The 11882-nt window shown below is 68.8% G+C and carries 13 protein-coding genes; 6 read left to right on the forward strand and 7 right to left on the reverse strand.

Annotated elements, in window-relative coordinates; all coding sequences use genetic code 11:
- The first annotated feature begins 8 nt into the window (after positions 1-8).
- Positions 9-869: a shikimate dehydrogenase gene (gene aroE, locus C4F17_RS14505; RefSeq protein WP_106935697.1), complete on the forward strand. Its 861-nt coding sequence runs from the start codon at positions 9-11 to the stop codon at positions 867-869.
- A complete protein-coding gene (gene mtgA, locus C4F17_RS14510; RefSeq protein ID WP_106935698.1) occupies positions 866-1609 on the forward strand; it encodes a monofunctional biosynthetic peptidoglycan transglycosylase in 744 nt (247 codons plus the stop codon). The genes aroE and mtgA overlap by 4 nt, the downstream gene beginning before the upstream one ends.
- Here the strand turns inward: mtgA and C4F17_RS14515 are convergent.
- Complete coding sequence (locus C4F17_RS14515; RefSeq protein ID WP_106935699.1) at positions 1575-1991, reverse strand: ribosomal maturation YjgA family protein; 417 nt, start codon at positions 1989-1991, stop codon at positions 1575-1577. The genes mtgA and C4F17_RS14515 overlap by 35 nt on opposite strands.
- An 8-nt stretch (positions 1992-1999) precedes the next feature.
- Here C4F17_RS14515 and C4F17_RS14520 point away from each other — a divergent pair, with 8 nt between their 5' ends.
- The 3 genes from C4F17_RS14520 (at position 2000) to ruvC (ending at position 4587) form a co-directional block, all read left to right on the forward strand.
- A complete protein-coding gene (locus tag C4F17_RS14520; protein ID WP_081270190.1) occupies positions 2000-2851 on the forward strand; it encodes a lysophospholipid acyltransferase family protein in 852 nt (283 codons plus the stop codon).
- Positions 2852-3023: 172 nt separating this feature from the next.
- On the forward strand, positions 3024-4013 hold the full coding sequence (locus tag C4F17_RS14525; protein ID WP_106935700.1) for a phosphatidate cytidylyltransferase: 990 nt from the start codon (positions 3024-3026) through the stop codon (positions 4011-4013).
- Positions 4014-4038: 25 nt separating this feature from the next.
- Positions 4039-4587, forward strand: coding sequence for a crossover junction endodeoxyribonuclease RuvC (gene ruvC / locus C4F17_RS14530; RefSeq protein WP_081270188.1), 549 nt, complete (start codon positions 4039-4041; stop codon positions 4585-4587).
- 1 nt (position 4588) lies between these two features.
- Here ruvC and glyA read toward each other — a convergent pair whose 3' ends face one another.
- A complete protein-coding gene (glyA, locus tag C4F17_RS14535) occupies positions 4589-5911 on the reverse strand; it encodes a serine hydroxymethyltransferase (protein WP_106935701.1) in 1323 nt (440 codons plus the stop codon).
- Positions 5912-6076: 165 nt separating this feature from the next.
- On the opposite strand from glyA, the gene C4F17_RS14540 reads away from it, so the two are divergent.
- On the forward strand, positions 6077-7015 hold the full coding sequence (locus C4F17_RS14540; RefSeq protein WP_234382089.1) for a LysR family transcriptional regulator: 939 nt from the start codon (positions 6077-6079) through the stop codon (positions 7013-7015).
- Here C4F17_RS14540 and C4F17_RS33135 read toward each other — a convergent pair.
- The 5 genes from C4F17_RS33135 to C4F17_RS14560 form a co-directional block, all read right to left on the reverse strand.
- Positions 7012-7188 (reverse strand): hypothetical protein, encoded by a 177-nt coding sequence (locus C4F17_RS33135; RefSeq protein WP_172839926.1) that lies wholly within the window; start codon positions 7186-7188, stop codon positions 7012-7014. The genes C4F17_RS14540 and C4F17_RS33135 overlap by 4 nt on opposite strands.
- Before the next feature lie 24 nt (positions 7189-7212).
- A complete protein-coding gene (gene lpxC, locus C4F17_RS14545; RefSeq protein ID WP_172839925.1) occupies positions 7213-8136 on the reverse strand; it encodes a UDP-3-O-acyl-N-acetylglucosamine deacetylase in 924 nt (307 codons plus the stop codon).
- 317 nt (positions 8137-8453) lie between these two features.
- Positions 8454-9665 carry a cell division protein FtsZ gene (gene ftsZ / locus C4F17_RS14550; protein ID WP_081270184.1) on the reverse strand — a complete coding sequence of 404 codons (1212 nt, stop codon included), beginning with the start codon at positions 9663-9665 and terminating at the stop codon, positions 8454-8456.
- 170 nt (positions 9666-9835) lie between these two features.
- On the reverse strand, positions 9836-11065 hold the full coding sequence (gene ftsA / locus C4F17_RS14555) for a cell division protein FtsA (protein WP_081270183.1): 1230 nt from the start codon (positions 11063-11065) through the stop codon (positions 9836-9838).
- Between the two features lie 28 nt (positions 11066-11093).
- Positions 11094-11882: a cell division protein FtsQ/DivIB gene (locus C4F17_RS14560; RefSeq protein WP_081270182.1), complete on the reverse strand. Its 789-nt coding sequence runs from the start codon at positions 11880-11882 to the stop codon at positions 11094-11096.

Consider the following 11882-nt stretch of genomic DNA (forward strand, 5'->3'; position numbering starts at 1 on the left):
CCCACACCATGGACCTGTACTGCGTCATAGGCAACCCCGTCGAGCACAGCCGCTCGCCGCACATCCACGCCCGCTTCGCCGAACTCTGCGGCCAGCGGATGGACTACGGCCGCAGGCTCGTTCCCATCGGCGCCTTTTCCGAGGGCATCGCGGCCTTTCGCGCCGAGGCAGCGGAACGCGGCGACACCGCGCGCGGCTGCAACATCACCGTGCCCTTCAAGTTCGAAGCCGCCGCGCTGGCGCAGCACACCAGCGAACGCGCCACGCTCGCGCAGGCGGTGAACACGCTGCGCTTCGACGCCGACGGCAGCATCCATGCCGACAACACCGACGGCATCGGCCTGGTCAACGACATCGTGCGCAACGCGGGCGTGCCGCTGCAGGGCAAGGCGCTGCTGCTGATCGGCGCGGGCGGTGCGTCGGCCGGCGTGCTGGGCCCGCTGCTCGACGCGGGCGCGTCGCGCGTCGTGGTGGCCAACCGCACCGTCGACAAGGCCATCGAACTGGTGCGCCGCCATGCGGCGATTGCGCTGCGCCACGGGGCCTCGCTCGAAGCCTGGGCGCTCGACAAGGTGCCGGGCACCTTCGACGTGGTGGTCAACGCCACGGCCTCCAGCCTCGCGGGCGATGCGGTGCCGGTGAGCGCCGGCGTGCTGCGCCCCGGGGGCCTCGCGGTCGACATGATGTACGGCCCCGCCGCCGCCGGCTTCATGGCCTGGGCCGAGGCGCACGGCGCGGTCGCGCGCGACGGGCTGGGCATGCTGGTCGAACAGGCGGCGGAGGCGTTCGAGATCTGGCGCGGCGTGCGCCCGCCCTCGGCCCAGGTGCTGGCCGAACTCCGAAGCTCGCTCGCCTCCTCGAAAGCATGAAAGCCGTGCTGCGCCTGATCGCCTGCCTCGTGGTGGCGGGCGTGGCACTCGAGCTCTTCTTCGTCGCGCGCATCGCGGCCATGGCCGTGGTCAACCCCGAAAGCACGGCGTTCCAGCGCTCCGAGGCCTTCCAGATCGCCATTCACAAGGGCAGCGGCGGCGGCTGGCGACAGGAGTGGGTTCCGTATGCGCAGATCAGCGACAACCTCAAGCGCGCCGTCATCGCGAGCGAGGACGCGGGCTTCGTCGACCACAACGGCGTGGAGTGGGAGGCCATCGAACGCGCGCGCCAGCGCAACGCCAAGGCCGAAGAGCTGGCGGCCAAGCGCTCCGCCCGTGCGGTGGCGCGCGGCAAGCCGATGCAGCCCGTGCGGCTGCGCGGCGGCTCGACCATCACGCAGCAACTCGCGAAGAACCTGCTGCTGTCCGGCGAGCGCACCATGCTGCGCAAGGGCCAGGAGCTGGTGCTCGCCACGCTGCTGGAACTGGTGCTCGACAAGCAGCGCATCCTGGAGATCTACCTCAACAACGTCGAATGGGGCGAAGGCGTGTTCGGCGCGGAGGCCGCTTCGCAGTACTACTTCCGCAAGCCGGCTTCGCGCCTGAGCGCCAACGAGGCCGCGCGCCTGGCCGTGATGCTGCCGAGCCCCAAGTTCTTCGAGCGCCGTCCCGGCTCGCCTTACCTGAGCGGCCGGGCCTCGACGGTCATGGCGCGGATGCCCGCGGCCGCGCTGCCCTGAAACCGCTGCGCAGCCGCTCGATGCCGAGCACGCCGAAGAAGCCGAGCACGTAGGCCGCCACGTCCCACCAGTCGGCCGTGCTGCCGAGCACGATGCGCAGGGCCCGGTTCGGAATGCGCAGGTGCCATGCCGACGCGAGGTACTGCCCCAGCTCCACCGCGCAACCCACCGCCAGCGCGGCCAGCGCCAGCGGCAGCACGCGCGCGCTGACGGCCGTCCTGAACACGAAGTACACCCACACCACCGCCAGCACGTCGCCGAAGAAACTGCGCACCCAGCCCCAGCGCGCGCCGACGGTGGCCAGCAGCACGAGGACGAAGAACAGGGCCACCGCCCACGCCATAGAAAGAGGATCGAAACGCCATCGCATGGCCCGTATCATCGCGCCCTATGCTGGCAAAGCTCACGGGTTGGTTGTTGTTGGGAATCGTCCGGTTGCTCACTGGCGCGCAGGCGCGCTGGTACGGCTGTCCGCCGAAGGCCGAGCAGCGCATCTATTTCGCCAACCACCAGAGCCACGCCGACCTCGTGATGATCTGGGCCGCGCTGCCGGAGGAGCTGCGCAGCATCACCCGGCCGATCGCAGCGCGCGACTACTGGGCCAACACGCCGGTCAAGCGCTGGATCACGACCGAGGTGTTCAACGCGGTGTACGTGGAGCGCGCGGCGACGACAGCGCCCGCCCCCGCAGCATCCGTGGAAGTACCGCCGCCAGTGGCCGCCGAACCGGCACCGCCGGCCGAGCGCATCGAGCCTTCGATGGAGCCGCTGCTGCCGATGTCCCTGCCTTTCGCCGATACCTCGGCGGAGGTCTTGCGCGAGGCCCAGGGCCAACTCGATCTCCCGGCCCCGCCACCGCCTCCACCGGCGCCTCCCCCTGCTGCCCCGGAACCCGAGACCTCTGCGGCCGCGCCCGCAACCGATCCGCTGGCCCCGCTCATCGAAGCCCTGCGCAGCGGCGACTCGATCATCATCTTCCCCGAGGGCACGCGCGGCCACACCGGCGAGCCGCAGAAGTTCAAGTCGGGCCTCTACGCGCTCGCCACCATGTTCCCCGAGGTGGTGCTGGTGCCGGCCTGGATCGACAACGTGCAGCGCGTCATGCCCAAGGGCGAGATCGTGCCCGTGCCCATTCTTTGCTCCGTCACCTTCGGCGCGCCGATCCGCGTCGAGGAAGGCGAGGAGCGCCGTCCCTTCCTCGACCGTGCACGCGCCGCGGTGATCGCTTTGCGCGATGTCTGACATGAAGCACTTCTCGATCGGCCTGCACAACAGCCGCGCCCATTGTGTGAAGGGCGCCGGGTGGCTCCCGCAGCGAAATAAAGGAGGAGGCCGCAGGCCGGGGGACATTCGCGGAGGGAGCTACCCGGTGGCCTTCACACACGCCCTGAACAAACCCGAAGCGCAGTAAAAAATGAACCAGTTCCTGCGCAACCTGACCCCGACCCAGCAGGTCGCCGCCCTCTTCCTCATCGTCTTCGGCGTGCTCGCGATCGTGAGCGCCACCGCGTTCTTCCTCACCTTCAGGGAACGCCGCAACCCCGTGCACGACGCCGCCTGGCAGGCCGAGCTGGCCCACTTCCGCGGACTGCTCGGCACCACCTGGTTCATGGCCGTGATCTTCTGGATCGGCTGGGCGCTGGGCGAGACGGTGGCCACCGTGCTCTTCGCGCTGATCGCCTTCTTCTCGCTGCGCGAATTCATCACCCTCTCGCCCACGCGGCGCGGCGACCACCGCAGCCTCATCCTCGCCTTCTTCGTCGTGCTGCCGATCCAGTTCTGGCTCGTCGCCACCGCGCGCTTCGACCTTTTCACCGTCTTCATCCCGGTCTACGTGTTCCTCGCCATTCCGGTGGCGAGCGCGCTGGCCAACGACCCGAGCCAATTCCTCGAACGCAACGCCAAGCTGCAGTGGGGCATCATGGTCTGCGTCTACGGCATGAGCCACGTGCCCGCGCTGCTGCTGCTGAGCTTCCCCGGCTACGAATGCAAGAGCGCCTTCCTCGTGTTCTTCCTAGTGTTCGTGGTGCAGACCTCGGTGCTGGTGCAGCACCTCATCTCGCGCCGCACCCAGCGCGCGCCCTTCGCGCCCAACGTGAGCCGCAGCTTCAACTGGACCAGCTGGGGCATCGGCATCGTGGTGGCGAGCCTGGTGGGCGCGCTGTTCTCCTTCATCACGCCGTTCAAGTTCGCCCAGGCGCTCGCGGTGTCGGTCATCGCATGCATCGCCGGGTCGATGGGGCACCTGGTGATGAAGGCGCTAAAGCGCGACCGCGGCATTCCCAACTGGGGCAAGAAGGGCGTGGGCGTGACCGGGGCCAACGGGCTGCTCGACCGCGTCGACGCGCTGTGCTTCGCGGCGCCGATCTTCTTCCACTCGATCCGCTGGTACTTCAACGCCTGAGGCAGCAAAGGCCTCCTTCCTGTTCATGCGAATTCTCGGCATCGACCCCGGCTTGCAGACCACCGGCTTCGGCGTGGTCGACGCGGACGGCCATGCGCTGCGCTACGTGGCCAGCGGCACCATCAGCACGCGGCACCTGGGCACCGGCAACCTGCCGGCACGGCTCAAGGTGCTGTTCGACGGCATTGCGGAAATCACGGCGCGCTACCAGCCCGATGCGTCGGCGGTGGAAATCATCTTCGTCAACGTCAACCCGCAGTCGACCCTGCTGCTGGGGCAGGCGCGCGGCGCGTGCGTGACCTCGCTGGTCAACAGCAACCTCTCGGTGGCCGAATACACGGCGCTGCAGATGAAGAAGGCCGTGGCCGGGCACGGGCAGGCCGCCAAGGCGCAGGTGCAGGAGATGGTGAAGCGCCTGCTCGACCTGCCGGGCCTGCCCGGCGCCGACGCGGCCGATGCGCTGGGCATCGCCATCACGCATGCGCAGGTGGGGCGTTCGATGGCGCGGCTCGCGCAGGCGGCCGAGCTTTCGAAGACGCATGCCGGCACCTACCGGCAAGGCCGCTCGCGCTGACTCAGCGCACGATGTAACGCAGCTCGCCCAGGCGCTTGCGGCGCTCGCGCACTTCGGCCGCCACCGAGGCGGCGTCGCCTTGCAGGGCGCGCGAGATCCACGACGCCAGCTGCGGCATGTCCTCGGCCGTGAAGCCGAGGCGCACGATCTCCGGCACGCCGAGCCGCAGGCCGTTGATGTCGCCATCGACCGGCGAAATGGGCAGCCCGATGCCGCAGGCCAGCAGGCCGCCTTGCGCGAGCAGCTTCGCGGCGCGCTGCCCGCCGCCCCAGCGCGCGGCCTCGACCGCCAGCTGGTGCGACTGCGTGAAGCCGCGCGCCTTGGCGAACACCGGCAGCCCCTGGGCATCGAGCGCGCGCGCCAGTGCCTGCGCGGTCTCGCGCATCGCAACCGCATAGGCCTTGCCGTGAACCTTCCAGTCGAGCAGCCCGCGGGCCAGCGCGGCGGTGCGGCCCGCGTCCGAATTGGCCGTGAGGCCGGGATAGGCGATGGCGTCGATGCGCTCCATCAGCGCCGCGTCGTTCGACACGATCAGCCCGCCCGCCGGTCCGCCCAGGCTCTTGTAGGTGCTCATGGTGATGGCATGCGCGCCCTCTTCGAGCGGCTGCGGCCATGCCTTGCCGGCCACCATGCCCGACAGGTGCGCGGCGTCGAACAGCAGCTTCGCGCCCACGCTGTCGGCAATCTCGCGGATGGCGGGCACGGGGTGCGGAAAGAGATTGAGGCTGCCGCCGATGGTGATGAGCTTCGGTTTCACCTCGCGCGCCAGCCGGGCCAGCGCGGCCACGTCGACGGTGTAGCCGTCGGCATCGACGGGCGCCGGCACGGTCTTCAGGCCGTAGAGCCCGGCCGCGCCCGCCGCATGGTGCGTGACGTGGCCTCCGATGGTGGCGGGTGGCGCGATGATGGTGTCGCCGGGCTGGCAAGTGGCCATGAACACATAGAGATTCGACAGCGCGCCGGAGCCCACGCGCACCTCAGCGAACTTGGCGCCGAACACCTCGGCCGCCAGCTCGGCGGCGACCACCTCGATGCGCTCGATGGCTTCCAGCCCCATCTCGTATTTGTCGCCGGGATAGCCGAGCGACGGGCGCGAGCCGAGCCCGCGCGACAGCAGGGCCTCGGCCGCCGGGTTCATGACGTTGGTGGCGGGGTTGAGGTTCAGGCCGTCGACATCGTGGATGCGGTGGTTGTCGGCCACCAGCCGCTCGATCTCGGCGGCGACACCGGCCGCATCGCGCACTGCGGCATCGGCGGCGATGGAGAGCACGTGGTCTTCGCTGGCGGCGGGAACCCAGGGGCGGCGTTGCAGGGCGGCTGGCATGCGGCGTATCTCGCTGGAAGTGGTGTGTGGCCGCATCGTCGCGCGCCGCACGGCAGCGGGCAAACCGGATAATCTGTGCCCCAGCCTTAGAAAAACTTGGCCTGATCTTCCTTGTTCTCGATGCCGCTCGCACCGCCCCACCCCCGCCTGCCTCCGCACACCGCCGTGCGTGCCTTCGAAGCGGCCGCGCGCCATGGCAGCTTCGCGCGGGCGGCGGAAGAGCTGTTCGTCACCCCGGCCGCCGTCGCGCAGCAGATCAAGGCGCTGGAGAGCTGGGCCGGCGGCGCGCTGTTCGAACGGCACAGCCAGGGCATACGCCTGAGCGCGCACGGGCGGCGCGCCCTGCCTGCCCTCAGCGCCGCCGTCGACCAGCTCGGCCTCGCGGTGCAGGCGCTGCGCCACGAGACCCAGACCGCCGCTCGCCGCAGCACGCTGCAAGTGGCGGCCCTGCCTGCCGTGGCGCAGCTGTGGCTGTCGCCCCGGCTCTCGCGATTGAAGGCCGCGCTGCCCGGCGTGCAGGTGTCGGTGACGGCGCTCGAGCAGCCGCCGAACTTTCGCCGCGAGCCCTTCGACCTGGGGTTGTTCTATGCGCGGGCCGGTGAGCACATCGAGACGGCAGTCGGCGCGCAAGCCATTCCTCTGGCGCGAGACCGGCTGCTTCCGGTCTGCAGTCCACGCCTGCAGCAGCCGTTGCCCAGCGGCCGGCCCCGATCGCTCGACGACCTGGCGGAACTGCTGGCCCGCTGTGGCGGCCTGCACGACACCGTGTGGCAAGACGACTGGCGGCGCTGGCTGCAAGCCACGCGCGCCGGCACCACGGCGGCCGAAGCCGATGCGCTGGCCGCGGGGCCGGACTTCTCGCTCTACAGCCTCGCGCTGCAGGCCGCGGTCGACGGCGAAGGTGTGCTGATGGGCCGTGAACAGCTCGTCGCGCCGCTGCTCGCCCAAGGCAGGCTGCATGCGCCATGGGGACGGCCTAAGACACTGGGAGATACCGTCATGCTGCTGGTGCCGGCCCATCGCAAGGGGCCGCTGCTGGCGCAGCAGGTGCAGGCGCTGCAGGCGTTGGCCGCCTTGAGTGCCAGGGCCTGCGGCGTCGGCTAGGCCACGCGCTCGGCGATCAGCACCGCGAAGAAACCGAACGCCGCCAGCAGCGTCCACTTCAGTACGATCCAGCCGAAGCGCCGGTACTTGACCTGCCCGGTGCCCGCATAGAACGCAAAGGACACGCCCGCCACCAGCAGAAGCAGCAGGATGGCCCAGCGGAAAAGAAGCATGTGTGAACGTGGCCTGCGCCGGGTCTACCAGGCGCGGGCGACTTCGCCGAAGCCGCGCGGTGCGCGCTTCTCGTCTTCGAAGGTCACGACTTCGTAGGCGTCGCTGTGCGAGAGCAGCTCGCGCAGCAGCTTGTTGTTCAGCGCATGGCCCGAGCGGAACGCGGTGTACGCGGCCAGCAGCGGCTTGCCGATGATGTACAGGTCGCCCATGGCGTCGAGGATCTTGTGCTTCACGAACTCGTCGTCGTAGCGCAGGCCGCCTGCATTGAGCACCTTGGTGTCGTCCATCACGATGGCGTTGTCCAGGCCACCGCCGAGCGCGAGGCCCTTGCTGCGCATGTACTCGACCTCTTTCGTGAAGCCGAAGGTGCGGGCGCGCGCGATGTCGCGGCTGTAGGAGTCGGTGCCCAGGTCGAACTCCACGCGCTGGCCGGTGGAATTGACGACGCGGTGGTCGAAGTCGATCTCGAAGCTCAGCTTGAAGCCGTGGTACGGCTCCAGCCGCGCCCACTTCTCGTTGGCGCCCTCGCCCTCGCGCACCTCGACCTTGCGGGTCACGCGAATGAAGCGGCGCGGCGCCTTCTGCAGCGCGATGCCCGCGCTCTGCAGCAGGAACACGAACGAAGAGGCCGACCCGTCGAGGATCGGCACTTCGTCGGCCGTGATGTCGATGTAGAGGTTGTCGATGCCGAGGCCCGCGCAGGCCGACATGATGTGCTCGACGGTCTGCACCTTGGCGCCACCGGTGGAGACCGTGGACGCCAGTCGCGTGTCGGTGACCGACTCGGCGGTCATGCGGATGTCGACAGGCTCCGGCAGGTCGACGCGGCGGAACACGATGCCCGTGTCGGCCGGGGCCGGTCGCAGGGTCAGTTCCACGCGTTGGCCGCTGTGGAGCCCCACGCCCACGGCGCGGCTGATCGACTTGAGGGTTCGTTGTTGCAGCACGCCGGCGATTTTAGGCGCGCCACGGGGGTGGCGGCCTATGCCCCTGGCTATGGCACCGATAGACATGGGTTCTATGCAATCCCGCCGGATGCGCGCGAAATGGACGCAACGGGCACGAAGCGAACGCAGTGTGCAGAGCCGGTGAACGTCCCTTTCAGGTCGTCACCGTGGCCCCTTGCGAACCCTCGTGCCCGCTGCGTCCGGTCCGTCGATTCGCGGGACACCGCGGAACCGGCTTTGCCGGGCCGCAGGTGTCGCCCCCGGCAGGGGGTTGGCGAAGCGACACGAAGTGCGCGCAGCCTGGGGGCGAGCCAGGTTCAGTCGGCCTGGCGGCGCAGGAAGGCCGGGATCTCGAAGTCGTCCATGCCGCCCGACGACAGCGCGTCCACCTTGGCGGCGGCCATCGTGCGGTTGGTGCGCCACACGCTGGGCACGGCCATGCCGTCGTAGTTCGGCTGGCTGCCGCTGCTGTGCGCGTGGCCGGTGCCGCCCAGCGTGGGCACGGTGAAGCCGATGTTGTCGGTGCCGGTGCGGATGACTTCCAGCGTCGGGGCCTGGCGGCGTGCGTCGGCGCGCGACAGGCCGGTGGCCACCACGGTGACGCGCATCTCGTCGCCGAGGCTGTCGTCGTAGGCGGCGCCGTAGATCACGTGCGCGTCCGGCGAAGCGTAGGCGCGGATGGTGTTCATCGCCAGCTTCGACTCGTTCAGCTTCAGCGAGCCCTTCGATGCCGTCACCAGCACCAGCACGCCCTTGGCGCCCGACAGGTCGATGCCTTCGAGCAGCGGGCAGGCCACGGCCTGTTCGGCGGCGATGCGCGCGCGGTCGGGGCCCGCGGCCGCGGCCGTGCCCATCATGGCCTTGCCGGGTTCGCCCATCACGGTGCGCACGTCTTCGAAGTCGACGTTCACGCCACCGTACTCGTTGATGATTTCCGAGATGCCGCCCACGGCGTTCTTCAGCACGTCGTTGGCTTGCGCGAAGGCTTCGTCCTGCGTGACGTCTTCGCCCAGCACGTCGAGCAGCTTCTCGTTGAGCACCACGATCAGCGAGTCGACGTTGGCTTCGAGCTCGGCCAGGCCGGCGTCGGCGTTGGTCATGCGGCGGCCGCCTTCCCAGTCGAAGGGCTTGGTCACCACGCCCACGGTCAGGATGCCCATTTCCTTGGCGACGCGCGCGATCACGGGAGCCGCGCCGGTGCCGGTGCCGCCGCCCATGCCGGCGGTGATGAACAGCATGTGCGCGCCGTCGATGGCCGCGCGGATGTCGTCCACCGCCGCTTCGGCCGCGTCACGGCCCTTCTCGGGCTTGCTGCCGGCGCCCAGGCCGCTGGTGCCGAGCTGGATGATCTTGTGCGCGCTGCTGCGCTGCAGTGCCTGGGCGTCGGTGTTCGCGCAGACGAACTGAACGCCCTGCACGCCGCGCTCCATCATGTGGGCGACCGCATTGCCGCCGCCACCGCCGACGCCGATCACCTTGATCTGCGTGCCCTGATTGAACTCTTCGACTTCGATCATTTCGATGGTCATTTCTAACTCCTTGAATCTTGCAGTTGCCGTTATGTGTCTATGAATATTTCTTGTGCCGCGACTGGAACAACGATGCGCTCGTCATGGCGGTGGACCTGTTCGTCGCCATCGCTCGTTGAAGTGCAATGGAGGGCTGCCGCGCGCGAGCCAGAGTGGAGACTTGATCATCGTCAGAAATTCCCCACTATGAAGTCCTTGAAGCGCCCGAATGCGGTTTTCACCGACCCGTTCTTCTGCGCGACCTTGAAGCCGCGCATGCGCGCGAAGCGTGCCTCTTCGAGAAGGCCCATGACTGTAGCGGCGCGAGGCTGCGCGACCATGTCAGACAACGCGCTGGAATACTTTGGAATGCCGCGTCGCACCGGCTTGAGGAAGATGTCCTCGCCGAGTTCGACCATGCCGGGCATCACCGCGCTGCCGCCCGTGAGCACCACGCCCGACGACAGCACTTCTTCATAGCCCGACTCGCGCACCACCTGCTGCACCAGCGAGAAGATTTCCTCGATGCGCGGCTCGATCACGCCGGCCAACGCCTGCTTGCTCAGCATGCGCGGGCCGCGGTCGCCGAGTCCCGGCACTTCGACCTGCGTGTCGGGGTCGGCCAGCAGCTGCTTGGCGAAGCCGTTCTCGACCTTGATGTCTTCCGCGTCCTTGGTCGGCGTGCGCAGCGCCATCGCGATGTCGCTCGTGATGAGGTCACCGGCGATCGGGATCACGGCCGTATGGCGGATCGCGCCGTTGGTGAAGATCGCCACGTCGGTGGTGCCCGCGCCGATGTCGACCAGCACCACGCCCAGTTCGCGCTCGTCCTCGGTCAGCACCGCCTGGCTGGAGGCCAGCGGGTTCAGCATCAGCTGGTCGACCTCCAGGCCGCAGCGGCGCACGCACTTGATGATGTTCTCGGCCGCGCTCTGCGCGCCGGTCACGATGTGCACCTTGGCCTCGAGCCGCATGCCGCTCATGCCGATCGGCTCCTTCACGTCCTGGCCGTCGATCACGAACTCCTGCGGCTCCACCAGCAGCAGGCGCTGGTCGCTGGAGATGTTGATGGCGCGCGCCGTCTCCACCACGCGGGCCACGTCGGCGGGCGTCACTTCCTTGTCCTTCACCGCCACCATGCCGCTCGAGTTGATGCCCCGGATGTGGCTGCCGGTGATGCCGGTGTAGACCCGGCTGATCTTGCAGTCGGCCATCAGCTCGGCCTCTTTCAGCGCCTGCTGGATGCTCTGCACCGTGGCGTCGATGTTCACCACCACGCCGCGCTTGAGCCCGTTGCTCGGCGCGATGCCGAGGCCGGCCAGCTTGAGCTCGCCGCCGGGCAGCACCTCGGCCACCACCACCATCACTTTGGCGGTGCCGATGTCGAGTCCTACGACCAGGTCTTTGTATTCTTTGGGCATTGATATGTCCTCGATTCCTCGGTATTCGCTACTTGATTTTTCTTGGGGCCTCTGGCGAGACCGTGGTGACGCCGCGCAGCCGCAATGCATACGCGTCGTTGTGGCGCAGATCGGCGCCTTCGACATCCGCCACCGTGCGGTGGTACTGGCCCGCGACCTGGGTCACGGTCTTCAGGAAGCGCTGCAGGCGGGCCGACACTTCCTCGCCCTGGCCTCGGCCCAGCTCGATCTCGGCGCCGGTGTCCAGCACGACCTTCCAGCTGCCCCGGCTCGACAGCGTGAGCTCGTCGATGCTGAAGTCATACGGCTTGAACTGCGGCTGCAGCACGCGGTACATGCCCAGCACCTGGCCGGCCTGCTCGATCGGGCCGTCCAGGCGCGGCAGGTTGTCGTCCACCTCGGCCACATTGGCCTCGAACACGTCGCCGAAGCCGTTGATCAGCTTCGAGCCCGCTTCGTCGCCCCAGATGGCCACCGGCACCTGCTCGGTCAGCGTCACGCGCAGCTTGTTCGGGAACTCGCGCCGCACCACCGCGCTGCGCACCCACGGCACCGACTCGAAGGCCGCGCGCGCGCGCAGCAGGTCGATGGTGAAGAAGTTGCCCTTGAGCTGCGGCGCCACGTTGGCGCGCAGCGTGACCGCGTTGTTGTGCGTGACCTCGCCGTCCACCTTGATGCCGACGATCGGGAAGAACGGCTGGCGCAGCACCCACCAGGCGCCCGCCGCAAGCAGCATGAGCGCCACCGCCGCGAACGCAAGGTTGGCGACGATGTTCATGAGCTTGACGTCGAAGGGCGCGGGGATGCTGTCAGCCAT

The sequence above is a fragment of the Variovorax sp. PMC12 genome (assembly GCF_003019815.1).
Lineage (GTDB): Bacteria > Pseudomonadota > Gammaproteobacteria > Burkholderiales > Burkholderiaceae_C > Variovorax.

Excerpts from the sequence above, each read along its gene's own strand:
- aroE (WP_106935697.1), top strand. The coding sequence starts at position 9 with ATGGACCTGTACTGCGTCATAGGCAACCCCGTCGAGCACAGCCGCTCG.
- mtgA (WP_106935698.1), top strand. The coding sequence starts at position 866 with ATGAAAGCCGTGCTGCGCCTGATCGCCTGCCTCGTGGTGGCGGGCGTG.
- C4F17_RS14515 (WP_106935699.1), bottom strand. The coding sequence starts at position 1,991 with ATGATACGGGCCATGCGATGGCGTTTCGATCCTCTTTCTATGGCGTGG.
- C4F17_RS14520 (WP_081270190.1), top strand. The coding sequence starts at position 2,000 with ATGCTGGCAAAGCTCACGGGTTGGTTGTTGTTGGGAATCGTCCGGTTG.
- C4F17_RS14525 (WP_106935700.1), top strand. The coding sequence starts at position 3,024 with ATGAACCAGTTCCTGCGCAACCTGACCCCGACCCAGCAGGTCGCCGCC.
- ruvC (WP_081270188.1), top strand. The coding sequence starts at position 4,039 with ATGCGAATTCTCGGCATCGACCCCGGCTTGCAGACCACCGGCTTCGGC.
- glyA (WP_106935701.1), bottom strand. The coding sequence starts at position 5,911 with ATGCCAGCCGCCCTGCAACGCCGCCCCTGGGTTCCCGCCGCCAGCGAA.
- C4F17_RS33135 (WP_172839926.1), bottom strand. The coding sequence starts at position 7,188 with ATGCTTCTTTTCCGCTGGGCCATCCTGCTGCTTCTGCTGGTGGCGGGC.
- ftsZ (WP_081270184.1), bottom strand. The coding sequence starts at position 9,665 with ATGACCATCGAAATGATCGAAGTCGAAGAGTTCAATCAGGGCACGCAG.
- ftsA (WP_081270183.1), bottom strand. The coding sequence starts at position 11,065 with ATGCCCAAAGAATACAAAGACCTGGTCGTAGGACTCGACATCGGCACC.
- C4F17_RS14560 (WP_081270182.1), bottom strand. The coding sequence starts at position 11,882 with ATGGCTGACAGCATCCCCGCGCCCTTCGACGTCAAGCTCATGAACATC.